This window comes from Curtobacterium sp. MCJR17_043, assembly GCF_003224315.2.
Lineage (GTDB): Bacteria > Actinomycetota > Actinomycetes > Actinomycetales > Microbacteriaceae > Curtobacterium.
The window spans coordinates 2,667,048-2,690,761 of sequence record NZ_CP126259.1 but is presented as its reverse complement, the minus strand read 5'-3'; the positions used below and the strand labels follow the sequence as shown (position 1 = coordinate 2,690,761).

The following is a 23,714-nucleotide window of genomic DNA, read 5'->3' as shown; positions in this document are numbered from 1 at the left end:
TGGTCTGACCAGCCTGCCCCACCCTCCACAGCAGCACCCAGCACGATCCAGCACCACCCAGCACGATCCAGCACCACTTCCTGCACCATCTCAACGACGAGAAAGTAGAGAGTCATGCGCACTGCCATCCGCGCACTGGCCATCACCGCGGCCGCGGCACTCACCGTGTCGGGCCTCGCCGCCTGCTCCTCCGGGTCCTCCGGCGCATCGGGCGACTCGAAGACGCTCACCTACTGGGCGTCGAACCAGGGCACCTCCCTCGAGAACGACAAGGAGGTGCTGACCCCCCGTCCTCAAGAAGTTCACCGACGAGACCGGGATCAAGGTCGACCTCCAGGTCATCGGGTGGAACGACCTGCAGACGAAGATCCAGACCGCCGTCACCTCGGGCCAGGGCCCGGACGTCGTCAACATCGGCAACACGTGGGCGACTTCGCTCCAGGCCACCGGCGCTTTCCAGGAGTTCGGTGACGCGGAGATGAAGGCCATCGGCGGTGCCGACAAGTTCGGCAAGGTCGCGCTCTCGACCGGTGGCGCACCGGGTCAGACCGTCACGAGCGTCCCGCTCTACGGCCTCGCGTACGGCCTGTTCTACAACAAGCAGATGCTGGCCGACGCCGGCGTCGAGCCGCCCACCAACTGGGAGGACCTCGTCTCGGCCGCCGAGAAGCTGACGACCGACGGCAAGTACGGCTTCAGCCTCGCCGGTGGGTCCTACACCGAGAACGCGCACTTCGCGTTCATCAACTCGGCGCAGAACGGCGGCGAGTGGTTCGACAAGGACGGCAAGCCGACCTTCACGTCGAAGGAGAACGTCGAGGGCATCAAGCGCTACCTCGACCTCATGCAGGACAGCAAGGCGGCCAACCCGTCGAACGCGCAGTACGACAACGCGAACCAGTCGGTCGCGGACTTCGCGAACAAGAAGGCCGCGATGATCCTCAACCAGAACAACGCGAACACCACGATCGAGTCGCTCGGCATGAAGTCCGACGAGTTCGGCGTCGTGCCGCTCCCGGCGCCGACCGGTGGCGAGGACATCGCCAGCTTCCCGGCCGGCATCAACCTGTCGATCTTCAAGAACACCGACAACAAGGACGGCGCGCTGAAGTTCGTCAAGTACATGACGAGCATGGACACGCAGACGACGCTGGACAAGCCGTACTCGGCCCTGCCGGTGCTCGCCGAAGCTGCTGACTCCGTCTCGGACGAGCAGACGAAGACGTTCCTCGACATCTACAACAACAAGGCGAAGCCGCTCCCGCTGGTCCCCGCCGAGGACCAGTTCGAGTCCACGGTCGGCAAGGCGATGAACGAGATGTTCGCCAAGATCGCCACGGGTTCGACGGTGTCCGAGAAGGACATCAAGGACGCCCTGCAGACGGCCCAGGACCAGGTCTCCCAGGCCGCAGGTTGACCTGACGGGAGGCCCGGACGCGTCCGACAGGTCGCGTCCGGGCCTCCCGCCCCCCCTCCTCGAACCCTCCCACCCAGCCGGAAGGCCTGCCCATGTCCACGACGGTCCTGCCAGACTCCGAGGCCATCGACCTGACGCACACCAAGGCGCCGACCCTCTCGGGTCCGTCGCCCCGCGGGAAGCGTGGCGTCACGTGGCTCCCGTACGCGCTCGTCGGTCCCGCGATCCTCTTCGAGCTGCTCATCCACATCGTGCCGATGCTCGTCGGCATCTGGATCAGCTTCGTGCAGCTCACCAAGTACTTCATCGCGAACTGGGGTGCCGCCCCGTTCGCCGGCCTGCGCAACTACTCCGTCGCGGTGGACTTCGACCAGGCCATCGGGCGCGGACTGCTCAGCTCGTTCCTCATCACCTGCGGGTTCACGATCCTGGTCGTCGGCCTGTCCTGGGGCTTCGGCATGGCCGCCGCGGTCGCACTGCAGAAGCCGTTCGCCGGCCGCGGGCTCTTCCGCACGCTGTTCCTCATCCCCTACGCCCTGCCGATGTACGCGGGCGTCATCACGTGGAAGTTCATGTTCCAGCGTGACTCCGGTGCCATCAACCACGTCCTGGTGGACCAGCTGCACCTGTTCGGCAGCGGTGCCCCGTTCTGGCTCATCGGCAACAACGCCTTCGTGGCCGTGGTCGTCGTGGCCATCTGGAAGACCTGGCCCTTCGCGTTCCTCATGCTCATGGCGGGCCTGCAGTCCGTCCCGGCCGACGTGTACGAGGCCGCCTCGGTCGACGGTGCGAAGCCGTTCCGACAGTGGCGCTCGATCACCCTGCCGATGGTCCGCCCGGTCAACGTCACCCTCGTGCTCGTGATGTTCCTCTGGACGTTCAACGACTTCAACACGCCGTTCGTGCTGTTCGGGTCGACCGCGCAGCCCCCGGCCGCGGACCTGCTGAGCTTCCACATCTACAACGCCTCGTTCATCACCTGGAACTTCGGGTCCGGCGCCGCGATGAGCGTGCTGCTGCTCCTCTTCCTGCTCGTCGTCACGGGCATCTACCTGGCCGTCACCAACCGGAGGTCCGTCCGTGCGTGAAACAGTGGGCGCAAAGTCCTTCAAGATCATCGTCATCGCGCTGCTCACCGTCTTCACGGTGGTGCCGCTCTACGTGATGGTCACGACCGCGATCAAGCCGCTCGGCGACGTGCAGGACGACTTCACCTGGATCCCGTCGAACATCACCATCCAGCCGTTCATCGACATGTGGTCGACGGTCCCGCTGGCGCGGTACTTCGTGAACTCCCTGGTGGTGTGCACGGTCGCCACGGTGTTCTCGCTCATCATCGCGACGTTCGCCGCCTACGCGGTCTCGCGCTGGGACTTCAAGGGCAAGAGCGCCTTCACGACGACGGTGCTGTCGACCCAGATGTTCCCCGGCGTCCTGTTCCTGCTCCCGCTGTTCCTGATCTTCACGAACCTCGGCAACTCGCTCGGCATCCAGCTCGTCGGCAGCTGGCTCGGGCTCATCATCACGTACCTGACGTTCACGCTCCCGTTCTCGATCTGGATGCTCGCGGGCTACTTCGAGACGATCCCGCGCGAGCTCGACGAGGCCGCGATGGTCGACGGGTCCGGCCCGATGGGTGCCCTGTTCCGGATCATCCTGCCGTCGGCCCGCCCGGGTCTCGTCGCGGTCGGGATCTACTCCTTCATGACCGCGTGGGGCGAGGTGCTCTTCGCCTCGGTCATGACGAACGGCCTCGGGTCGACGCTCGCGGTCGGTCTGCAGCAGTACTCGACGCAGACGAACGTGTACTGGAACCAGATCATGGCGGCCTCGCTCGTCGTGTCGATCCCGGTCGTGATCGCGTTCCTCGTGGTCCAGCGCCAGTTCGTCGCCGGCCTGACCGCCGGCGCGGTGAAGTAGCCACGACCCCCCTGACGGGAGGTGCCGTGCGGGTCCGCCCGCACCGCACCTCCCGTCCGCGTTGCCCGACGAGACGACAGGATGGACGCATGACGGAGACCCGCGGGCGGCAGCTGCTGACCGGACAGACCAGCCGCGTGCACGTGTACGACGTCGAGGGACGGAGCGCCCGCCTCGTCTTCGAGTCCCGTTCCGTGCTCGTCGAGGCGCCGAACGTCCTCGACGTGGACACCCTCGTGCTGAACGGCGACGGCGACCTGTGGCTCCTGCCGGTGCCGCCGCCCGGGACGGTGCTCGACGAGACCGCACTCGTGCCGGTGCCGATGGGCGGCGTGCCGGAGATCAACAACGACCACGTGCTCGATCCGTCGGGGGGAGTCGGTCGTGGTGAGCGCCCGCGACGGTGAGCTGTACCGCGTGCCGCTGCCGGCCGGCGGTCCCGGGTCCCGCATCACCGACACGGCCGCGGCCCTGCCCGTGGTGCGGAAGTACTACCTGCACGGCATCGCTCCCGACGGTTCCGCCCTGGCGGCGATCGTGGGCGAACGGACCGAGGCCGGCGTGTGGACGACGGACGTCGCCGTCGTCGACCCGCGTACCGGAGCGACGACGTTCGTGACCCGCGACGAGCACCCCGACGACGGCTGCGCCTGGACGCCCGACGGCGGCACGCTCCTGTTCAACACCGAGCGGTTCACGCCCGGCACCGCACAGATCGCGGCGCTCCGGACCGGACCGGACGGAGCCGGATCGACCGGCCCCGTGCCGATCAGTGGCGACGAGCGGGTGAACTGGTTCCCGCACGTCTCCCCGGACGGCGCGCACCTGCTCTACCTGTCGTACGAGCCGGGCGTGCAGGGGCACCCGGCCGACCACCGCGTGGAGCTCCGACTGCTGCCCGGTGTCCTGGCCTCCGGGGCACGCATCGCGGTCCTGCCGGAGACGCTCGTGGCACTCGACGGCGGGCAGGGGACGGTCAACGTGCCGCCGTGGGCGCCGGACTCGTCGTGGTTCGCCTACTGCGACTACCCGGTCGCCGACTGAGCGCTGCCCACCGCCCGGACGCTCGGCTACACGTCACGCACCCGGCCCTGCGCGATGTGCAACCGGCGCTCCGCGCGCCGCGCCACCCCTGAGTCGTGTGTCACGATGACGACCGTCAGCCCGCGGTCCCGCCACTGCCGCTCGATGAGGCCCATGATCTCGTCGCGCGTCCCCTCGTCGAGCGCCCCGGTCGGCTCGTCCGCGAGGAGCACGCTCGGGTCCTTGACGAGCGCGCGGGCGATCGCGACCCGCTGCTGCTGCCCGCCGGAGAGCTCGGCCGGCAGGTGGTCGAGCCGCTCGCCGAGGCCGACCCCGTGCAGTGCGGCGGTCGCCCGCTCGCGGACCTCGGCGCGCGAGCGGTTCGCGAGGGACCCGGCGAACGCGGTCTCCACGTTCTCGAGGGCCGTCAGCGTCGGGATGAGGTTGAAGCCCTGGAACACGAAGCCGATCTCGGTCGCCCGGACGTCCGTGAGCGCCCGGTCGCCGAGCGTCGCGAGGTCCCGGTCGCCCAGCTGCACCGACCCGGTGCTCGGCCGGTCGAGCGCGCCGAGCATCTGCAGCAACGTCGACTTGCCGCCACCGGTCGGCCCCTGCACGGCGACGAGCTGCCCCTGCGGGATCTCGAGGTCCACCCCCGCCAGGGCGGTGACGGTCCGGTTCTTCTGCCGGTAGGTCTTCGTCACGCCCGACAGGCGGTACACCGGTCGGGAGGCGGTGGGCACGTCGCCCCGTGCGGGCGCGCTCTCGGTGGTGGTCATGGATGCTCCTGGGGCAGTCGTCGAGGGTGCTGGTGTCGAGGTCGTGGAGGTGGGACGTCGCGGCATCACGCCACGCTCCGCAGCGCTGCCGCGGGACGCAGACGGGAGGCTCGCCACCCCCCCGATCGCGCCGGCGAGCAGCCCGCCGAGGACCGCCAGTCCGATCGCGAGCAGGATCACCTCGACCGTGACGGGTGCGTGCAGGACGACGTCGGTGGTCGCGGCGCTCTGACCGCCGCCGCCGAACCCGCCGGCTGGAGCGCCCCCCGCTCGTGCTGCTGCCCGCTGCCGCGCTCGCCGCGTTGCCCGGCATGCCGCCGCCCGCGCCGGGACCGGTCCGGCTGCTGCTGGCCGCGCTCGCCGAGACCGTGGGGGGCGATCACGTTCACGACGAGGATGCCGACGAGTCCGGCTGCCGCGCCGATGACGCCGCCGATCAAACCCTGCACGAGCGATTCGCCGGCGACCTGTCGGGTGATGCGGCCGTTCGACCAGCCGATCGCCTTGAGGGTGCCGAACTCACGCGTCCGTCGGGTGACGCCGGAGATGGTGAACAGGATCGCGATGAGGAAGGCCGCCGCCAGGACGACGATCGACAGCCACCGACCGAGGTTCGACACGAGGGTCGATGCCGTGGCGAGGGAGCCGGAGACGCTCGACGCGAGGTCGGACTCGGTGGACACGGTCGCGCTGCTGAGCTCGTCCTGCAGCGCGGTCTTGATGGTCGCGACGTCCGAGGACGACCCGGCGGAGACGTAGATCGAGGTCACCTCGCCGTCGAGGTCCGCGAGCTCCTGCGCGGTGTCGAGCGGGACGTACGTGTTCGATCCCGTGGTCGACGCGGAACCGGTCGAGGCGACGATGCCGATGACGTCGAAGTCCTCGCCGCCGATCGAGATCGTGTCACCGACGGTCTTCGACTCGCTCGTCGCGTACGCGGAGTCGAGCACGACGACGTCCTCGCCGGCGTCCGCCGTGGTGAAGGTGCGGCCCTTCGTGGTCTCGGTGCTGGTGAGCGGGCCGACCGTGTCGCCGGACACCGGGATGCCGGTCACGGTGAACGAGTCGACGCTGAACGAGCCGCCACCGAACCCGCCACCGCCCTGGCCACCGTCGCTCGGCGGGGCACCCTGCGCCGCACCGCTGCTGCTGTCGCTGCCGTCGGCCTGCTGCACCTGACCGGAGAACGTGCTGTTCTCGAGGGTGAGCACGCCCGTCGCGGCCGCGACGCCGTCGGTGCCGGCGACCGTCTCGACGTCCGCGGCGCTCAGGGTCCCGGATCCACGGGAGACGGCCAGGCGGGACTGGGACAGGTCCGTCGAGCCGTTGTCGTCGGTCGAGCCGCCGTCGGACGAGTTGCCGTCCGACGCGTCACCGCCGAAGTCGAACGACGGCCGTCCGGTGCTGCTCGACGTGGGGGGTCTCGGTCTTCGTGACGGTGATGTCGGTGCCGACGCCGTACACGGACTGCAGCACACTGGACTGGGCGGACTGCACGCCGCTCGCGATGGACGACACGATCACGACGAGCGCGATGGCCAACGCCATCCCGACCGCGATGACGACCGTCTGCTTTCTGCGGTTCGTGAGTTCGCGCCTGAGGTAGGTCAGGAACATGGTTCTCCTCGGTGGGGGTCGGCTCCGGGAACACCGGTCACGCGGATCGCGCGGCGGGGGGCCGACGGGGAGAACCTAGGAAGGGGTGCCAAGGGCCTCCATTCCGTGCCCTATGAGGATCGTGAGGGGCCGAGGTCGCGTCGCCGGAGGTGTGGCGGAGCCGCTCGGCTCGGCCCCGTCCCCCCGCCGACCCTCGGGTCGGTCTCCCGTTCGATCCACAGGGCGCATCGGGATGCGCCACAGGGGCTTCATAGGAAGCTCTCCATACTCAGAGACGTGACCATCTCCCAGCCCTCAACAGCCCCGCGCCTCACGCGTGCCGACGGTTCGCCGTTGCGCATCCTCGTCGTCGACGACGAAGCCAGTCTCACCGACCTGCTCTCGATGGCGCTGCGCTACGAGGGGTGGGACGTGCGGAGTGCGAACGGCGGCCAGGACGCCCTGACGAAGGCCCGCGAGTTCCGGCCCGACGCGATGGTGCTCGACGTGATGATGCCGGACCTCGACGGGTTGCAGGTGCTCAGCCGGCTGCGTCAGAACCACGACGACACCCCGGTGCTGTTCCTCACCGCGAAGGACTCCGTCGAGGACCGCGTGACCGGGCTCACCGCGGGCGGGGACGACTACGTCACGAAGCCGTTCTCCCTCGAGGAGGTCGTGGCACGCCTGCGCGGGCTCATCCGGCGCTCGCAGATCTCGGTGTCCGAAGCCGGCGACTCGCGCATCGTCGTCGGCGACCTGGTCCTCGACGAGGAGTCGTACGAGGTCTCGCGCGCCGGGCGGGCGATCGAGCTCACCGCGACCGAGTTCGAGCTGCTCCGGTTCCTCATGCGCAACCCACGCCGCGTCATGTCGAAGGCGCAGATCCTCGACCGTGTCTGGTCGTACGACTTCGGCGGCAAGTCGTCGGTCGTCGAGATCTACATCTCCTACCTGCGCAAGAAGATCGACGTCGGGGAGCAGCCGATGATCCACACCGTGCGCGGCGTTGGCTACGTCATCAAGCCCACCTCCTGATCCCGGACTGCCACGCATGACCCTCCGTCGCCGGCTCGTCCTGAGCATCGTCGCCCTCGTCGTCGCCGTCAGCGCCGTGATCGGGGGCGGCAGCATCATCGCGCTGTTCTCCATCCAGCGCTCCGCGATCGACGAGCAGCTGCAGTACGCGACGAGCCGCGCCCAGCGGTCCGTCGAGCAGGAGGGGCCGAACGGCGCCGAGTTCGGGCGACCCTCGGGCCAGGCGGCCGGCACGCTGACCGTGTACGTCCTCGACGGGAACGTCGTCGTCGGCAACGTGCTCGACAACGCCGGACGGGTCGACCGGCTGCGGGCGGACGTGGTCGACCCCCCTCGGCGGACTCCGGCTCGACGGAAGGGCGCACACCATCGACCTCGGTGCGGACCTCGGGCGCTACCGGGTCACGGCCGCCACCGTCGGGCCGGCCGTCCTCGTCGTCGGGCTGCCGCTCGGCCCGGTCTACGAGAGCGTGTGGAAGCTGTTCGGCGTGGTGCTCGTGGTGACCGGGCTCGCCCTGCTCGCCGCGACCCTCGTCGCGACGGCCGCCGTCCGTCGCGCCCTCCGGCCGCTCGACCGCGTCGCCGAGACCGCGTCCGCCGTCGCCGGGATGCCGCTCGAGCGCAGCGACGCGCTCGTCGGCGTGCGGGTGCCCGACGCCGACCCCGCAACCGAGGTCGGCCGAGTGGGCAGGGCCTTCAACCGGATGCTCGGACACATCGCGGGAGCCATGCAGGCACGTGAGCGCTCCGAGCAGAAGGTGCGGCAGTTCGTCGCCGACGCCTCGCACGAACTCCGGACGCCGCTCGCGTCCGTCCGCGGGTACGCGGAACTCACCCGGCGGATCGGCGGGGACCTGCCGCAGGACGTCGTCTACGCGATGAGCCGCATCGAGTCCGAGTCGATCCGGATGACCTCCATGGTCGAGGACCTGCTGCTGCTCGCCCGACTCGACGAGGGCCGGGAGATCCAGTTCGCGGACGTGGACCTGACCGGCCTGGTGCTCGACGCGGTCAACGACGCCCACGCCGCGTCGCCGGACCACCCGATCGAGGTCGACCTGCCGGACGAGCCCGTCGAGGTCCTCGGCGACGCGCCCCGGCTGCACCAGGTGATCGTCAACCTCGTCACGAACGCCAGGACCCACACGCCGGACGGCACGCGGATCACCGTGGGGATCGCTCCGGTACCGCCGGCGGACGGCGGCGGCGTCGACCTGACGGTGCGCGACGACGGGCAGGGCATCGACCCGGCCTTCCTGCCCAAGCTCTTCGAGCGGTTCGCGCGGGCGGACAGCTCGCGCTCGCGGACCGCCGGGTCGACGGGACTCGGCCTCGCGATCGTCGACGCGGTCGTGCAGGCGCACGGCGGTCGGGTGAGTGTGACGAGCGAGCCCGGGGACACGGTGTTCACGGTGCACCTGCCGGACCGGACGCGGCAGCCGGTGGGAGCACCTGCGGGTTCCGGCACGTGACCCTGGTGTGGTACGGTTCTTCTCAGCCAAAGACCGCTGGTCGTCGCTGCCGTGCTCACGCTCGGACAGTGGCCGAAGGTCCTCGTCACGAGGCAGCCCGCGCAGGTGTTCAGAACCACTCCCACACATCGTGCGGGAGCAGCTCCGAGCCTCTGCGCCGGAGCTTTCTTCATGTGCGGGTTGTGTTCACCACAGCCATGGGACCCGGGGCTGCCAGCAAGAACCCCAAGGAGAACCATGGCGAACAAGGAAGCTGCGGTCGCCGAGCTCACGGAGTCCTTCCGTAGCTCGAACGCCGTTCTGCTCACCGAGTACCGCGGTCTCACGGTCGCGCAGCTCAAGGAGCTCCGCAACTCGATCCGTGAGCACGCCACGTACGCCGTGGTGAAGAACACGCTGACCAAGATCGCGGCCAACGAGGCAGGCATCACGTCGTTCGACGACGAGCTCGCCGGTCCGTCCGCTCTCGCCTTCGTCCACGGTGACACCGTCGCCGTCGCGAAGTCGCTGCGTGCATTCGCCAAGGCGAACCCCGAGCTCGTGGTGAAGGGCGGTTACTTCGACGGTAACCCGCTCACCGCGACCGAGGTGGACAAGCTCGCCGACCTCGAGTCCCGTGAAGTCCTGCTCGGCAAGCTCGCCGGCGCCTTCAAGGCCTCGCTGTTCGGTGCTGCGTACCTGTTCCAGGCACCCCTCTCGCAGGCCGTCCGCACCGTGGACGCCCTCCGTGAGAAGCAGGAGTCCGCGGCCTGACCAGGCACGCGTTCCACAACCACACCACGCATCAGTAAGTAGTAGGAGAAAATCATGGCGAAGCTTTCGCAGGACGAGCTCATCGAGGCCTTCAAGGAGCTCACGCTCATCGAGCTCTCGGACTTCGTGAAGAAGTTCGAAGAGGTCTTCGAGGTCACCGCTGCTGCCCCCGTCGCGGTCGCCGCGGCCGGTGGCGCTGCTGCCCCCGCCGAGGAGGTCGAGGAGAAGACCGAGTTCGACGTCGTGCTCAAGTCGGCCGGTGACAAGAAGATCCAGGTCATCAAGGAGGTCCGTGGCCTCACGTCGCTCGGCCTGGGCGAGGCCAAGGCGCTCGTCGAGACCGCCGACGCGAAGATCCTCGAGGGTGCGAACAAGGAAGCTGCCGACAAGGCGAAGGCTGCCCTCGAGGCCGCTGGCGCCACCGTCGAGCTCGTCTGAGTCCGACCTTCTGGTCACGAAGGCCGCTGCCCCTCGGGGCGGCGGCCTTCGTCGTGCGCGGGGCGCGGCGGCGGGCGCGGGGGCTTGGGCGCGAAACCGACAGTTCTGCGCCGAACTTCGCCCCCCGATCTGTCGGTTCGGCGCCTGGGAAGCGGCATCGGACGGACTGCTGCCTCGGTGTGGAGGACCGGGACCGTCCACAGATCTGCTCGCCGTGCAATCCGCCCCTCGTGGCGAGGCCATGCTGTGCCGCGTGCACCCTGCCGATGCGATCGAACTCCTGCGGACGACGAAGGCCGATCCGTCACGGGCGCGCACGCTGCAACGGGGAGCGGCAGACGGCCACTTCGTCCGGGTGCGGCACGGAGTGTACGTCCCTGCTGCAGCCTGGGCGGCGCTCGACGGGCGGTCCCGGTACCTCGTCCGGATGCGCGCTGCTGTGCCGCTGCTCCCGATCGGGGCGGTCTTCACGCGCGACTCCGCGGCAGCCGTTCTCAACGTGCCGCGCCTGACCTCGTGGCCAGAGCACGTGCACGTGACGGTCCCGGCCCTGGACGCCGACCGTCGTCGGGTCGGACTCACCCTGCACGCCGGAAGACGGCCCGCAGAGGCCGGACGCTTCCACGGGGTACCGGTGGCGAGTCTGGCGGAGACCGTCGTCGAGACGTCTCGGCGTTCGAGTCTCAGCGGAGCGGTCGTGGCGGTGGACCATGCGCTGCGGAGCGGCGTACAGCGCCGAGAACCGGAAGGAATGCTGGACAGCGGTCCCGACTGGGGGGCGGGTCCGTGTCGCGAACGCGCTCGGTGTCGCGGACGAGCGGCATGAATCGGTGGGCGAGTCCTTCTTCGCGGCTCGCTGCCACGAACTCCGAGCGCCGTACATGGAGCCGCAGGTGCAGTTCGTCCGACCGGGCGGGAAGACCTACCGCGTCGATTTCTGGATGCCGTCGCTCGGGCTGGTGCTCGAGTTCGACGGCCGTCAGAAGTACCGGGACCACGGAGCTGTGCCCGGTACTGCTGACGACGTCCTGTGGAGCGAGAAGCTGCGCGAGGACGACATCCGAGCAGATGGTGACGTCCGCGGGTTCATCCGCGTGACCTGGTGGCACCTCGTCGACCCGGAGCGATTGCGGACCCTGTTCCGCATGCACGGCGTGCCCTGCCGGTGACCTGACCAGACCTGACCGAGTTCAGGTCATGAAACCGACACTCCGCCGCGGAACTCCTGCGCCGAAGTGTCGGTTTCGCGACGACGTCCCTCTCGACCCGCCTACGCGAGCGTGCTGTGGCGGCGGCCGTAGGCCAGGTACAGCACCGCCCCGGCGACCATCCAGATGCCGAAGGCGATCCACGTGCCCGCGCCGAGCGTCACGGCGAGGAACAGGCAGAACAGCACGCCGAGCACCGGCACGACCGGGAAGAACGGCACGCGGTACGAGCGGTCGAGGTCCGGCTGCGTCCCGCGGAGCACGATCACCGAGATGTTCACGAGGGCGAAGGCGATGAGCGTCCCGATGCTCGTGGCGTCCGCGAGTTCCCCGAGCGGGACCAGCGCGGAGACGATCGTCACGACGATGCCGACGATGAGCGTGTTCGCGATCGGGGTGCCCGTCCGGGGCGACACCCGCCCGAACACCTTCGGCACGAGGCCGTCCCGAGCCATCGACAGCAGGATGCGAGTCTGTCCGTAGAGCACGGTGAGGACCACGCTCGCGATCGCGACCACGGCCCCGATCGAGAACACGAGGGCGACGACGGGCTGCCCGGTGACGTCGACGACGATGCGGACGAGCGAGGCTTCGTCAGCGGAGAACGACGTCCAGGACCGAGCACCGATGGCGGCGACCGCGACCAGGATGTACAGCGCGGTGATGAGCGCGATCGACCCGATGATGGCGCGGGGCAGGTCGCGGCGGGGGTCCTTCGCCTCCTCGCCGGCGGTGGAGGCCGCGTCGAAGCCGATGTACGAGAAGAACAGCCGGGAGGCAGCCGCGCTCACCCCGGCAGCACCCATGGGCGCCAGCGGCTCGAAGTTCCCGGCGCGGAACGCCGAGAACGCGACGACGACGAAGAACACCAGGAGGGCGATCTTCACGAGCACCATGAGGGTGTTCACCCAGGCGCTCTCCTTCGCCCCGGGGAGCAGGACGAGCATCGCGATGACGACGAGCGCGGCCGCGGGCAGGTTCACGAAGCCGCCGTCGCCGGGAGGCGCGGACAGCACGGTGGGCAGGTGCAGCCCGAAGACCCGCAGCGTCTCGTCGACGTACTCGCTGGCGCCGACGGCGACCGCCGCGACCGACACCGCGTACTCGAGGACCAGACACCACCCGCAGACCCAGGCGATCCCCTCGCCCATGGTCGCGTAGGTGTAGGAGTAGCTCGACCCGGACGTCGGGACGGCGCCTGCCATCTCGGCGTAGGACAGCGCCGACAGGAGCGCCGCCACACCCGCGATCACGAACGAGATCCAGACGGCGGGTCCGGCGAGCGGGACGGCCGTCCCGAGGACGACGAGGATGCCGGTGCCGAGCGTCGCGCCGACGCTGATCATCGTGAGGTGCCAGACCCCGAGTGTCCGTCGGAGCGGCTGCCCGTCGACGCCTTCGGCAGCCTCCGCGCGGAGCTGGTCCACCGGCTTGCGCCGGAGGAGCTGGTGGGCGAGTGACGGCGCGGACGACATGGGACCTCACGGGGGGCGCTTGCGGTGGACGCGACATCGTCCCACGGCCCTCGGACGGGGTCCAAACCAGACGGTCCCTCCCTCCACGCGGGAGGCCCGGACCGCCTCCGTCCACAGCCCTCGGCGAACGCGTCGGGCCGGGCCCGTCCGCGGGCGTACATTCATCCGAGGACGGCGCCGGACGGCGCGGAGAGGGTGCGGATGAGTCGGATGGACGCGGTCGCCGGCGGCGGCGGGATGCGCGGTGGCGGCGGCGGTGGACCCCGCGGCCGGATCTCGAGTGGCGACCCGGACGCGCAGCGCGCAGCGAACGCCGAAGCGCCGCAGATCCCGCACCTGCTGCGTCGCATCGCCGGACTGTTCGTCCCACACCGACGCGCGATCGTCCTGACGGTCGTGCTCGTGCTGGTCGGAGCCGCTCTCTCGGTCATCCCGCCGCTGCTGACCCAGCAGGCGTTCGACCGCGGGTTGTTCCCGCCGGAGGGCAGACCGGACGTGCCGGTGCTCGCCGTGCTGGTCGGAGCCATGATCGGGCTGTGGATCGCGAGCGCCGGGATCGGCGTGTGGCAGACGTACCTGACCGCCACCGTCGGCAACAAGGTCATGGGCGCCATGCGGATGCGGTTGTTCGGGCACCTGCAGCGGATGGAACTCGCGTTCTTCACCCGGACGAAGACCGGCGTCATCCAGAGCCGCCTGCAGAACGACGTCGGCGGGGTCGCGAGCGTCCTCAACAACACGATCTCGTCGGTCCTCGGCAACACCGTGACGGTCATCGCCGCGGTCGTCGCGATGCTGCTCCTGAGCTGGCAGATGACCCTGGTGGCGGTGGTCCTGCTGCCCCTGCTCGTCATCGCCCAGCGCAAGGTCGGCAAGGTCCGCGCCCGGATCGCCGCGCAGACCCAGGAGTCCCTGTCCGACATGACCGCGATCACGCAGGAGACCCTGAGCGTGTCGGGGATCCTGCTCGCGAAGAGCTTCAACCAGCAGCGCGCCGAGATCCACCGCTACGGGGACGAGAACCGCAACCAGATCGGGCTGCAGGTCCGACAGCAGATGTCCGGTCAGTGGTTCTTCGCCATCGTGCAGATCTTCCTGTCGATCATCCCGGCGGTCATCTACCTCGTGGCCGCGTACCTCGTCCTCGGCGGCGTCCCGATCACGGCGGGCACCATCGTGGCCTTCACGACCGTGCAGTCCCGGCTGCTGTTCCCGACCGTCGGCCTGCTCCGCGTCGTGCTCGACCTGCAGACGTCGGGGGCGCTGTTCGCCCGCATCTTCGAGTACTTCGACCTGAAGCCGGCGATCACGGACGCGGCCACCGCGAAGCCGGTCGACGAACGACGGGTGGGACACGTGGCGTTCGACCACGTCTCGTTCTCGTACCCGGACGGCGAAGCCGACAAGCCCACCCTGCGCGACGTCTCGTTCGAGTTGCAGCCCGGACAGTTCGCGGCCTTCGTCGGACCGTCCGGCGCGGGCAAGACGACGATCTCGTACCTGGTGCCGCGGCTGTACGAGGCGACCGCCGGTTCGGTCCGGTTCGCCGGGCAGGACGTCCGCGACCTCGTGCACGAGGACCTCATGGCGCACATCGGCATCGTGAGTCAGGAGACCTACCTGTTCCACGCGACCATCGGTGACAACCTCCGGTACGCCAAGCCGGGGGGCGACCGACGCCGAACTCGAACGGGCGGCACGTGCCGCGAACATCCACGAGACGATCGCCTCGTTCCCGGACGGGTACGACACGGTCGTGGGGGGAGCGGGGCTACCGGTTGTCCGGCGGGGAGAAGCAACGCATCGCCATCGCCCGCGTGCTGCTCAAGGACCCGCCCGTCCTCGTGCTCGACGAGGCGACGAGCGCGCTCGACTCCATCTCCGAACGGGTCGTGCAGGCGGCACTGGACACCGCGGCGCGGGGACGGACGACGATCTCGATCGCACACCGCCTGTCGACCATCCGGGACGCGGACGTGGTCTTCGTGCTCGACCACGGGCAGATCGTCGAGCAGGGGACGCACGACGAACTCATCGCCCTCGGCGGTACCTACGCGACCCTGCACGAGCAGCAGAGCGACCCCGTGGTGGCCGCCCGCGAGTGACCGGCGGCCCTCGTGGGCGCTGCTGGTCCGGCGCGGCGTGCCGGGACGCCCGGGCCGTTCGTTCGCCCTCGGCTGACACCGGCTGGGTGTTCGTCGCGGGACGTCGCACACCGGGGCACGCGACCTAGACTCTCCTGGTGCGTTACGCGAACTCCGTCATCGACCTCGTCGGCGACACACCGCTCGTCAAGCTCAACCGTGTCACCGAGGGGGATCCGGGCCACCGTCCTGGTGAAGGTCGAGTCCTTCAACCCGGGTGGTTCGGCCAAGGACCGCATCGCGACGCGGATCCTCGACGCGGCCGAGGCATCCGGCGAGCTGCTCCCCGGCGGCACGATCGTCGAGCCCACCTCGGGGAACACCGGCGTCGGCCTCGCGCTCGTCGCCCAGCAGCGCGGCTACCGGTGCGTGTTCGTCCTCCCGGACAAGGTCGGCGAGGACAAGCGCAACGTCCTCACCGCGTACGGCGCCGAGATCGTCGTGACGCCGACCGCCGTCGCGCCCGACGACCCGGAGTCCTACTACTCCGTGTCCGACCGGCTCGTGCGCGAGATCCCCGGCGCGTACAAGCCGAACCAGTACGCGAACCCGAACGGTCCGCGCAGCCACTACGAGACGACCGGGCCGGAGATCTGGCGCGACACGGAGGGGCGCCTGACACACTTCGTGGCAGGAGTCGGCACCGGCGGCACGATCTCGGGCACCGGCCGCTACCTGAAGGAAGCGTCCGACGGCGGCGTCCGCATCATCGGCGCCGACCCGGAGGGCTCGGTGTACTCCGGCGGAACCGGCCGCCCCTACCTGGTCGAGGGCGTCGGTGAGGACTTCTGGCCCGCCGCCTACGACGCCGGCGTCCCGGACGAGATCATCGCCGTGTCGGACGCGGACTCGTTCGCGATGACCCGCCGCCTGGCGCGCGAGGAGGGTCTGCTCGTCGGTGGCTCGAGCGGCATGGCCGTCGTCGCCGCGCTGCGGGCCGCGAAGGACCTGACCGAGGACGACGTCGTGGTGGTGCTGCTGCCGGACGGCGGCCGCGGGTACCTCGGCAAGATCTTCAACGACCGGTGGATGCGTTCCTACGGCTTCGCGGAGACCGAGGACGAGCGGAGCGTCGGCGACCTCATCGCCGGCAAGGACGGACGGCTGCCGGACCTCGTGCACGCCCACCCGTCGGACACCGTCCGCGACGTCGTCGACATCATGACGAAGTACGGCGTCTCGCAGATGCCCGTCCTGAGCGCCGAACCGCCCGTCGTCATGGGCGAGGTCGTCGGGGCCGTCGAGGAGAAGACGTTGCTCGAGCACGTGTTCACCGGTGCCGCGGGGATGGCCGATGCGCTCACCCCGTTCGTCGGCGACCCGCTGCCCCTCATCGGGATCGGGGAGTCCGTGTCGGCCGCACGCCGGGCCCTCGAGTCGGCGGACGCCCTGCTCGTCGTCGGCGACGGCAAGCCGGTCACGGTGCTGACGCGCCACGACGTGCTCACCTACCTCTCCGAGTGACGGCGGGCGGCACCGCCGCGCCCGCGTCGCCGACCACGGACGGCGCCCCATGTCAGCCGCGCCGGTACCGGACGTGAGCGACGCACCGCCGAGCCCCGCCGACACGGGCACGAGCGACGGCCGTCCGGCCCGCCGCCGACCCACCCACAGCGAGACGACCACACAGACCGCACCGAGCCTCCAGGAAGGGGCACCCGCGACATGACCGACTTCAGCACCCGCGCCATCCACGCCGGCCAGGAGCCCGACGCCGCCACCGGCGCCGTCATCCCGCCGCTGTTCCTGACCTCGACCTACGTGCAGGACGGCGTCGGCGGCCTGCGCGGCGGGTACGAGTACTCCCGCTCCGGCAACCCGACCCGCGACTCGCTGCAGACGCTCCTGGCCGACCTGGACGGTGGCGTCGCCGCCTACTCGTTCTCGTCCGGGCTGGCGGGGGGAGGACGCCCTCCTCCGTGCCTACCTGGAGCCGGGAGCACGGATCGTGATGGGCAACGACGTCTACGGCGGCACGCACCGGCTCGCGAACCGACTGCACGTGCCGTGGGGGGATCGAGCTCGTCACGGTCGAGATGAGCGAGCCGGACCGGGTCCGCGCCGCGCTCGCCGACAGCCCCGCGAAGACCGTGCTCTGGGTCGAGACGCCGACGAACCCGCTCATGAAGATCGCGGACATCGAGACCCTCGCCGCGATCGGACACGAGGCCGGCGCGCTCGTCGTCGTGGACAACACCTTCGCCTCGCCGGCCCTGCAGCAGCCGCTGTCGCTCGGCGCCGACGTGGTCGTGTACTCGACGACGAAGTACCTCGGCGGCCACTCCGACGTCGTCGGCGGCGCCGTGGTGCTGCGCGACCGGGAGCTGGCGGACGCGGTGCAGTTCGTGCAGTTCGGCGGCGGTGCGATCTCGTCGCCGTTCGACGCCTGGCTGACGATCCGCGGGATCAAGACGCTCAGCGTCCGGATGGAGCGCCACTCCTCGAACGCGCAGGCCGTCGCCGAGGCGCTGCTCGCGCACCCGGCGGTTGAGCACGTGTACTACCCGGGCCTGCCGGAGCACCCCGGCCACGACATCGCGGCGAAGCAGATGCGCGGCTTCGGCGGCATGCTCTCGGTGGCGCTCACCGGTGGTGCCGAGGCGGCCAAGCGCTTCGCCGAGTCCACGGAGCTGTTCGCCCTGGCGGAGTCGCTGGGCGGTGTGGAGTCGCTCATCGGCTACCCGAGCGAGATGACGCACGCGTCGGTGAAGGGCACCGAGCTGGCGGTGCCGGAGAACGTCGTCCGTCTGTCGGTCGGCATCGAGGACGCCGGCGACCTCGTCGCGGACGTGCAGCAGGCGCTCGACCGCTGACCTCGGAACCGGGGTCCTCGGGACCGAGGTCCTCGGGATCCCGCACCTCGGGGCCCCGCACCTCGGGACGCGGGACCCGGCGTCCTACGATGACCGGGTGACCTCCACGACGGCGACCCGGACGAGCGTGTTCGCGCCGCGGTACCTCGTGGCGACGATCGGCATGGTCGCGATCGTCGCGGTGTCGGCGTTCCAGAACCTGGCGATGACGACGATCATGCCGGTCATCTCCGAGGAGCTGCATGGTGAGACGCTGTACTCGCTGAGCTTCGCCGCGCCCCTCGCCGCCGGTGTCCCGGGCATGGTCCTCGCCGGGAACTGGACGGACCGCGCGGGCGGGCGGGTGGTCGCGTGGGTGTCCGCGTCCCTGTTCGCGATCGGCACGGCGGTCGTCATGGTCGCTCCGACTATGCCGGTGTTCCTGGCCGGTCGACTCGTGGAGGGCTTCGGCGCGGGTGCGATCGACGTCGTGCTCTACGTCCTCGTGGCCCGGGTCTTCCCGGCCGACCTGCACGGCTCGGTGTTCGCCGGGTTCGCGGCCGCCTGGGTGGTGCCCGCCCTCGTCGGACCGGCGGTGGCCGGCATCGTGACCGACGCCCTGGGCTGGCACTGGGTGTTCGCCGGGGCACTCGTGATCGCCGTCGTCGCGTTCGCGTGCCTGGTCCCGACGCTGCGGCACCTGCGGCCGCCCGCACCGGAGGCCCGACCGCCCTGGCAGGGTCGGCGCATCGCCTGGTCGGTGGCCGCGTCCGCCGCCGTGCTCCTGCTCAACACCGCTCCCGACCTGCCCCTCGCCGTCCGCTTCGTGGCGGTCGGGGTGGGACTGGTCGGCGCGTGGACGGCGCTCCGTCCGCTCCTGCCCCGGCGCACGTTCACGGGCGGCGCGGGCCTGCCGTCGGTCGTGCTCCTCCGCGGGGTCCTCGCCGCCGGGTTCTTCGGCAGTGAGGCGTACGTCCCCTTCCTGCTCCAGGCGCAGCACGGCCTGGAACCCTCGGCGGCCGGACTCGCGCTCACCGTGGCCGCCCTGAGCTGGGCCGGTGCGAGCTGGTTGCACGGGCGCCTGGGGGGAGCAGCACCTCCCGGCCACACGGGCCTTCGGCGCCGGACTGGGGCTCGTCCTGGTGAGCCTGCTGTCCGCGCTCGCGGTCGCCCTGGTGGACCTGCCCGTGTGGGTGCTCGTCGCCGGCTGGTTCGTCGGCGGCGCCGGCATGGGGGTGGCGTACCCGCGGACGTCGATGCTCACGCTCCGGTTCTCGCGAGAGGGCGACGACGGATTCGCCAGTTCCGCCCTGACGATCGCGGACGCGTCCGGCAGCGTCGTCGGGTTGGCGATCGCCGGTCTGCTGTTCACCACCGCGGGCGGCCGGGAGGAGCCGACGGCCTTCGCGCTCGTGTTCGCCGCGATGACGGTGGTCGCCCTCGTCGGGCTCGTGGCCGTGCGGCGGCTCGGACCGGTCCCACCGCCGCCGCGGTCGCCGTCACCGGAGGCACCGGGCGGGTAGCCTGGCAGACCCGGACCGAGGAGGACCCGTGCGTCGCACCGCAGCAGTCGTGCTGACCGCCACGCTGGCGGTCGGCGCCCTCGTGCTCACGGGGTGCAGCGGGACGACCACGACGGCTCCGACGCCGGTGCGGAGCACCGACCTCACGAGCTCGGACGGCGGGTTCGCCGAGGACGCCGTGATCGGGGTCGTGCTGACGGCTGACGCGGCGACGCCGACCGACTCCGGTGACGGCCGTTCGCTGGCGACCCGGTTCCGCGAGGAACTCACCGAGGCCGGGTTCCGCCCGGACGTCCGGGTCGCGGGGGCCGACCAGCCCGCCCGACAGCGGGCGGCCGTGCACGACCTGGTCCGGACCGGCGCCAAGGCGCTCGTCGTCCGGGCAGCGGACCCCGACGCGCTCCGCACGGAGCTCCGCGACGCACACGACGCGGGCGTCGTGGTCGTGGCGCTCGGCGGTGCCCTGCCGTCCTCGGGCGGCGGGAACGACGGACTCGCGTCGGACTACCGCATCGACGGCGCGGACTCGGAGGCCGACCTCGTCAGCCGGAGCGTCGCGATGGTGTCGTCACTGCAGCGCGGCGAGGAGCCGCGGGACGGGGACGACCCCGCGCAGTAGTGCCGTGTCCGACCGCCGGCGCGGTGGGCCGGGAGGCCCGTGGGCGGTCGGCGACGTCGGGGCGGGGCAGCGTGCCACCAGGGCGTTCAAGCAGCGCCACCAGGGGACGGGCCGGCGACAGGGACGGGTCAGCGCCACCAGGCCGGGAACGAGCGCGTGATCGTCTCGACGAGGGCCTTCCGGGAGCGTCGAGGACCGCCGAGCCACGCCTCGATCGCACCGACGAACCCCTGCGCGACGAAGCCGGCGGCCACCTCGTCGATGATGTCCGGCTTCACCGCGGGGTCGAGCTCGTCGATGTGCATGGCGCTCGACACGGTGAAGTGCCCGACCAGCAGACGGTGCAGTGAGGCGTCGTTCGGGTCGGGGAGCGCGAGGGCGTAGACGTCCCGGTGGGCCGTCACGTGGTCGATGACGGCCTCGATACCGCGGCGGGTGATGGTGGCGAGCTCGTCGGGACCGGCCCCTCGCTCGACGGCTGCGCGGTGTGCCTCGGCGTCGTCGGCACGGATGCGGTCGAGTTCGGGTGTGAGCACGTCGGCGAGCAACGACCCGGGGGGACACCGCGTGCGAGTAGAACGTCGCACGGTTGATGCCGGCGGCGCGGGTGACGTCCGCGACCGTGATCTGCGACACCGGGCGGTCGGCAGCGAGTCGGAGCACGGCCTCCTTGAGGGCAGCCGTCGTGTGCAGGATCCGAGCGTCGACCATGACGCTCCTCCCATCTCGTTCGCGGTGCTCCCGGCGCACCTCGGCCGGGAGTCCGACGCTACCGCACCGTCGGGCCGCGCCACCGGTCCGCCGCACCCTCGTGTGGACGCGCGCCGGGCCTCGCGGCCGGGGGGAACCGGAGCCGAGCGACGGCCGCGCGTCCGGTCCGCGCGTCCGGTACGCGCGGACGTCCGCGTCCGCGCTTGTCGTCGTGTCGCACCGACCCGTACCATGATGGAACGGACCGAATCGATTCGAGCGGCCGATCCCATCCCACCGCCTGCCTTTCGGAGGATCTCGTCGTGTCCGCGCCTGCGACCACCGGCTCACTCAAGGTCATCCTGCACCCGGGCGACTCGCTCACCCGGGCGCAGCGACTCGTCTACGTCTTCGTGCTCGGCGCGCTCACGGCGCTCGGACCGTTCACGATCGACCTCTACCTGCCGGCGTTCCCGTCGCTCGAGCGGGACCTCGGCATCTCCGCCGGCGCGGTGCAGCTCACGCTCACCGCGACCACGATCGGCTTCGCGATCGGGCAGCTCCTGGTCGGTCCGTGGAGCGACAAGGTGGGCCGCCGTCTCCCGCTCATCATCGCGACGAGCCTGCACGTCACCGCCTCGGTCTGCGCCGCCCTCGCGCCGAACGTCGAGGTCCTCGCGCTGTTCCGTGTCCTGCAGGGCATGGGCGCCGCGGCCGGTGGCGTCGTCGCGATGGCGACCGTGCGTGACCTGTTCGGCGGGAAGCCGCTGGTCCGCATGCTGTCGCGACTGGCGATGGTGAACGGGCTGGCCCCGATCCTCGCGCCGCTCATCGGCTCGCAGATGCTCCGCTTCTTCCCGTGGCGCGGGATCTTCGTGTTCCTCGCCTGCTACGGCCTGGCGGTCGTCATCGCCTCGATCCTGCTCATCGTCGAGACGCTGCCGAAGGAACGCCGGCAGGAGGCCGGACACTCGACCATCGGCCAGCGGTACCGCGCGCTGTTCTCCGACCGGATCTTCGTCGGGGTGGCGCTCATCGGTGCGATGGTGTTCAGCGGGTTGTTCTCGTACCTCAGTGCGTCGCCGTTCCTGTTCCAGGGGGTGTTCGGCCTCGATGCGCAGCAGTACGGCCTGCTCTTCGCCGTGAACTCGGTCGGTGTCGTCCTCGGCGTGCAGATCTCCTCGCGGCTGGCGCAGCGCGTCGGACCGCAGTGGATCCTGGCCTGTTCGACCGCGACGCTCTTCCTGGCCGCGCTGGCGATCGTCGTGCTGGACCAGCTCGACGCGGGTCTGGTCGGCGTGCTCGTCCCGCTCTGGTTCTACATCGCGGCGTGCGGGTTCTCGTTCCCGCTCGTGCAGGTGATCGGTCTCGCGTCGCACGGCAAGGAGGCCGGCACCGCGGCGTCCCTCCTCGGTGCGCTGAACTTCGGCGTCGCCGGGATCATCTCGCCGGTCGTGGGCCTGCTCGGCATCTCGACGGCCACCCCGATGGCCATGGTGATGGGGACGACCGCGTTCGTCGCGATCCTCGTGCTGTGGTTCGTCGTGCGTCCGAGGACGGTCCCGGCCCTCAGTCACTGAGGGCGGGCGGTGACCGGGCGGTCACTTCCGGACGAGGCCGACCGTCTCCGCGACGAGCAGTCCGCCGACGGTCAGCACGGCCGCTCCGCCGACCAACACCGCCGCCGCAGGTCGCTCGTACCAGTGGCGGAGCCGGGGCCAGCGACGGGAGAACTCCCGGGCCGACATCGTGCCGGGGAGGCGCTCCGTCCGGACGTCGAACCGATCGACCAGCCGCTCGACACCGTCGTCGCCCCACACGTCGCCCCGGACACGGAACAGCGCTTCGCCCGCGGGGTCGAGCGCGACGAGGTCACGGCTGGCGCGCTCCGCCGACGCGCCGTGCCGGGTGACGAGCAGGACGTCGTGCACGCGGGAGCGGGCGACCGTCCGGGTGCCGGTGAGCACGCCGCGGATCGTGACGCTGTCCTGGTGGACCGCGACGAACGCGGTGCGGAGCCGGAGGTAGGCGGCGGCGACCACCGCGGCGAGCAGGAGCACGACCGCGGCGACCACGGCGCCGAGTCCCGTCGGGACCGCCGACCAGACGACCGCGACCGCGATCGGCAGGGCGGAGAAGCCGATGCTCAGTCCGGTGGAGCGGACGAGTGCCGCCCGCGGTCGCACGAGCTCCTCGGCCGTGCTCGTGTCGAGCGGTGTCGCTCGCGCCGTCGTTTCCCCCACGGCAGGTCTCCTCGTCCCCGGAGTGCACGGGCGCGGCGGAGCGCCGGGCCCGCGACGGCGCCCCTGCCGTCCGATGCTGGTCGAGTGCGTCGGGTCCCTCCGGCGCGCTCGTCCGGTCAGCATAGGGGAGTGGTCGCGGCGGGGACAGGCGGTCGGCCGCTTTCCGGAGGGTCGGTCCGCGACGGGGTGCGCGCGGGTCCGCCGCCTGGGGGACCAGTGGGACCAGCGGGACCACCCGGACCGACGCCGGCGGAACCGGCGGGACCAGCGTGACCGGCCTGGCGGGTGCGCCCGGGGCCTCCCGGCACGGCCACCGCCCGCGGTGGTGCACCCCCGGAACGACGGAACCCCCCGCACAGGGCGGGGGGTTCCGGTTCGTCGTGCGGAGGATGGGGGGATTCGAACCCCCCGAGGGCTTGCACCCAACACGCTTTCCAAGCGTGCGCCATAGGCCACTAGGCGAATCCTCCGGGCGCCACCTCGCGGTGACGACACCCTATGGTACAGGTCCCGGAGGGTGCTGACGACCACCCCCCCGTCGGGCCTCCGTCGGACCCGTCCTCGGCCGAGGTCGAGCGCCCCGG

Annotated in this window: 19 protein-coding genes, 1 tRNA gene and 5 pseudogenes; 18 read left to right on the top strand and 7 right to left on the bottom strand. The window is 70.9% G+C overall.

Annotation, left to right across the window (positions count from 1 at the left end; all coding sequences use genetic code 11):
- The first annotated feature begins 319 nt into the window (after window positions 1–319).
- The 5 genes from DEJ15_RS13835 to DEJ15_RS13815 all read left to right on the top strand — a co-directional run bounded on the left by DEJ15_RS13835 (window position 320) and on the right by DEJ15_RS13815 (window position 4,381).
- Window positions 320–1,417, top strand: a complete 1,098-nt coding sequence (locus DEJ15_RS13835) for an ABC transporter substrate-binding protein (protein ID WP_349814898.1) — start codon at window positions 320–322, stop codon at window positions 1,415–1,417.
- A gap of 92 nt (window positions 1,418–1,509) precedes the next feature.
- Window positions 1,510–2,505 (top strand): carbohydrate ABC transporter permease, encoded by a 996-nt coding sequence (locus DEJ15_RS13830; protein WP_110824620.1) that lies wholly within the window; start codon window positions 1,510–1,512, stop codon window positions 2,503–2,505.
- On the top strand, window positions 2,498–3,337 hold the full coding sequence (locus DEJ15_RS13825) for a carbohydrate ABC transporter permease (protein WP_110824619.1): 840 nt from the start codon (window positions 2,498–2,500) through the stop codon (window positions 3,335–3,337). Before DEJ15_RS13830 ends, DEJ15_RS13825 begins: the two co-directional genes overlap by 8 nt.
- 89 nt (window positions 3,338–3,426) lie before the next feature.
- On the top strand, window positions 3,427–3,744 hold the full coding sequence (locus DEJ15_RS13820) for a hypothetical protein (protein ID WP_284175147.1): 318 nt from the start codon (window positions 3,427–3,429) through the stop codon (window positions 3,742–3,744).
- Complete coding sequence (locus DEJ15_RS13815) at window positions 3,725–4,381, top strand: TolB family protein (protein WP_284175146.1); 657 nt, start codon at window positions 3,725–3,727, stop codon at window positions 4,379–4,381. Before DEJ15_RS13820 ends, DEJ15_RS13815 begins: the two co-directional genes overlap by 20 nt.
- Before the next feature lie 26 nt (window positions 4,382–4,407).
- On the opposite strand, the gene DEJ15_RS13810 is transcribed toward DEJ15_RS13815, so the two are convergent.
- From DEJ15_RS13810 to DEJ15_RS13800, 3 genes are all read right to left on the bottom strand, one after another.
- The gene (locus tag DEJ15_RS13810; protein ID WP_220032687.1) at window positions 4,408–5,139 is read right to left on the bottom strand and encodes an ABC transporter ATP-binding protein; all 732 of its coding nucleotides are present in this window, start codon (window positions 5,137–5,139) and stop codon (window positions 4,408–4,410) included.
- Between the two features lie 176 nt (window positions 5,140–5,315).
- The gene (locus tag DEJ15_RS13805; protein ID WP_284175145.1) at window positions 5,316–6,350 is read right to left on the bottom strand and encodes an ABC transporter permease; all 1,035 of its coding nucleotides are present in this window, start codon (window positions 6,348–6,350) and stop codon (window positions 5,316–5,318) included.
- A 160-nt stretch (window positions 6,351–6,510) separates the two neighbouring features.
- Complete coding sequence (locus tag DEJ15_RS13800) at window positions 6,511–6,756, bottom strand: hypothetical protein (RefSeq protein WP_284175144.1); 246 nt, start codon at window positions 6,754–6,756, stop codon at window positions 6,511–6,513.
- A gap of 276 nt (window positions 6,757–7,032) precedes the next feature.
- Here DEJ15_RS13800 and DEJ15_RS13795 point away from each other — a divergent pair, with 276 nt between their 5' ends.
- The 6 genes and pseudogenes from DEJ15_RS13795 (at window position 7,033) to DEJ15_RS13770 (ending at window position 11,605) form a co-directional block, all read left to right on the top strand.
- Window positions 7,033–7,773 carry a response regulator transcription factor gene (locus tag DEJ15_RS13795; protein ID WP_181419560.1) on the top strand — a complete coding sequence of 247 codons (741 nt, stop codon included), beginning with the start codon at window positions 7,033–7,035 and terminating at the stop codon, window positions 7,771–7,773.
- A 608-nt stretch (window positions 7,774–8,381) separates the two neighbouring features.
- Window positions 8,382–8,432 (top strand): annotated as a pseudogene (locus tag DEJ15_RS13790) (hypothetical protein); the annotation flags it as partial.
- Window positions 8,433–8,501: 69 nt separating this feature from the next.
- Window positions 8,502–9,245: a sensor histidine kinase gene (locus DEJ15_RS13785; protein WP_284176213.1), complete on the top strand. Its 744-nt coding sequence runs from the start codon at window positions 8,502–8,504 to the stop codon at window positions 9,243–9,245.
- A 237-nt stretch (window positions 9,246–9,482) separates the two neighbouring features.
- On the top strand, window positions 9,483–9,998 hold the full coding sequence (rplJ, locus tag DEJ15_RS13780; protein WP_110824615.1) for a 50S ribosomal protein L10: 516 nt from the start codon (window positions 9,483–9,485) through the stop codon (window positions 9,996–9,998).
- Window positions 9,999–10,052: 54 nt separating this feature from the next.
- A complete protein-coding gene (rplL, locus tag DEJ15_RS13775) occupies window positions 10,053–10,436 on the top strand; it encodes a 50S ribosomal protein L7/L12 (RefSeq protein WP_110824614.1) in 384 nt (127 codons plus the stop codon).
- Window positions 10,437–11,266: 830 nt separating this feature from the next.
- Window positions 11,267–11,605 carry a hypothetical protein gene (locus DEJ15_RS13770; RefSeq protein WP_284175143.1) on the top strand — a complete coding sequence of 113 codons (339 nt, stop codon included), beginning with the start codon at window positions 11,267–11,269 and terminating at the stop codon, window positions 11,603–11,605.
- A gap of 101 nt (window positions 11,606–11,706) precedes the next feature.
- On the opposite strand, the gene DEJ15_RS13765 is transcribed toward DEJ15_RS13770, so the two are convergent.
- Window positions 11,707–13,119, bottom strand: a complete 1,413-nt coding sequence (locus DEJ15_RS13765; RefSeq protein WP_110824612.1) for an APC family permease — start codon at window positions 13,117–13,119, stop codon at window positions 11,707–11,709.
- A gap of 237 nt (window positions 13,120–13,356) precedes the next feature.
- Between DEJ15_RS13765 and DEJ15_RS13760 the strand changes: the two are divergent.
- The 6 genes and pseudogenes from DEJ15_RS13760 to DEJ15_RS13740 all read left to right on the top strand — a co-directional run bounded on the left by DEJ15_RS13760 (window position 13,357) and on the right by DEJ15_RS13740 (window position 20,197).
- Window positions 13,357–15,224 (top strand): annotated as a pseudogene (locus tag DEJ15_RS13760) (ABC transporter ATP-binding protein).
- 137 nt (window positions 15,225–15,361) lie between these two features.
- Window positions 15,362–16,727 (top strand): annotated as a pseudogene (locus DEJ15_RS13755) (cystathionine beta-synthase).
- Between the two features lie 201 nt (window positions 16,728–16,928).
- Window positions 16,929–18,076, top strand: a pseudogene (locus DEJ15_RS13750) (cystathionine gamma-synthase).
- A gap of 163 nt (window positions 18,077–18,239) precedes the next feature.
- Window positions 18,240–19,130, top strand: a pseudogene (locus DEJ15_RS18745) (MFS transporter); the annotation flags it as partial.
- On the top strand, window positions 19,114–19,578 hold the full coding sequence (locus tag DEJ15_RS18740) for an MFS transporter (protein WP_349814897.1): 465 nt from the start codon (window positions 19,114–19,116) through the stop codon (window positions 19,576–19,578). The pseudogene DEJ15_RS18745 and the gene DEJ15_RS18740, both read left to right, overlap by 17 nt.
- A gap of 28 nt (window positions 19,579–19,606) precedes the next feature.
- A complete protein-coding gene (locus DEJ15_RS13740) occupies window positions 19,607–20,197 on the top strand; it encodes a substrate-binding domain-containing protein (RefSeq protein WP_181419561.1) in 591 nt (196 codons plus the stop codon).
- Between the two features lie 128 nt (window positions 20,198–20,325).
- Here DEJ15_RS13740 and DEJ15_RS13735 read toward each other — a convergent pair whose 3' ends face one another.
- Window positions 20,326–20,733 (bottom strand): hypothetical protein, encoded by a 408-nt coding sequence (locus DEJ15_RS13735; RefSeq protein WP_284175141.1) that lies wholly within the window; start codon window positions 20,731–20,733, stop codon window positions 20,326–20,328.
- 477 nt (window positions 20,734–21,210) lie between these two features.
- On the opposite strand from DEJ15_RS13735, the gene DEJ15_RS13730 reads away from it, so the two are divergent.
- The gene (locus DEJ15_RS13730; protein WP_110824607.1) at window positions 21,211–22,467 is read left to right on the top strand and encodes a multidrug effflux MFS transporter; all 1,257 of its coding nucleotides are present in this window, start codon (window positions 21,211–21,213) and stop codon (window positions 22,465–22,467) included.
- Between the two features lie 21 nt (window positions 22,468–22,488).
- Here DEJ15_RS13730 and DEJ15_RS13725 read toward each other — a convergent pair whose 3' ends face one another.
- Both DEJ15_RS13725 and DEJ15_RS13720 read right to left on the bottom strand, forming a co-directional pair.
- On the bottom strand, window positions 22,489–23,130 hold the full coding sequence (locus DEJ15_RS13725; protein ID WP_110824606.1) for a hypothetical protein: 642 nt from the start codon (window positions 23,128–23,130) through the stop codon (window positions 22,489–22,491).
- 383 nt (window positions 23,131–23,513) lie between these two features.
- Window positions 23,514–23,600 (bottom strand) — tRNA-Ser (locus DEJ15_RS13720).
- Window positions 23,601–23,714 lie beyond the last annotated feature (114 nt).

What these genes read in the sequence shown, in the direction of transcription:
- DEJ15_RS13765 (WP_110824612.1), bottom strand. Translation starts at nt 13,119, where the DNA reads ATGTCGTCCGCGCCGTCACTCGCCCACCAGCTCCTCCGGCGCAAGCCG.
- DEJ15_RS13810 (WP_220032687.1), bottom strand. Translation starts at nt 5,139, where the DNA reads ATGACCACCACCGAGAGCGCGCCCGCACGGGGCGACGTGCCCACCGCC.
- DEJ15_RS13820 (WP_284175147.1), top strand. Translation starts at nt 3,427, where the DNA reads ATGACGGAGACCCGCGGGCGGCAGCTGCTGACCGGACAGACCAGCCGC.
- DEJ15_RS13785 (WP_284176213.1), top strand. Translation starts at nt 8,502, where the DNA reads ATGCAGGCACGTGAGCGCTCCGAGCAGAAGGTGCGGCAGTTCGTCGCC.
- DEJ15_RS13800 (WP_284175144.1), bottom strand. Translation starts at nt 6,756, where the DNA reads ATGTTCCTGACCTACCTCAGGCGCGAACTCACGAACCGCAGAAAGCAG.
- rplJ (WP_110824615.1), top strand. Translation starts at nt 9,483, where the DNA reads ATGGCGAACAAGGAAGCTGCGGTCGCCGAGCTCACGGAGTCCTTCCGT.
- DEJ15_RS13830 (WP_110824620.1), top strand. Translation starts at nt 1,510, where the DNA reads ATGTCCACGACGGTCCTGCCAGACTCCGAGGCCATCGACCTGACGCAC.
- rplL (WP_110824614.1), top strand. Translation starts at nt 10,053, where the DNA reads ATGGCGAAGCTTTCGCAGGACGAGCTCATCGAGGCCTTCAAGGAGCTC.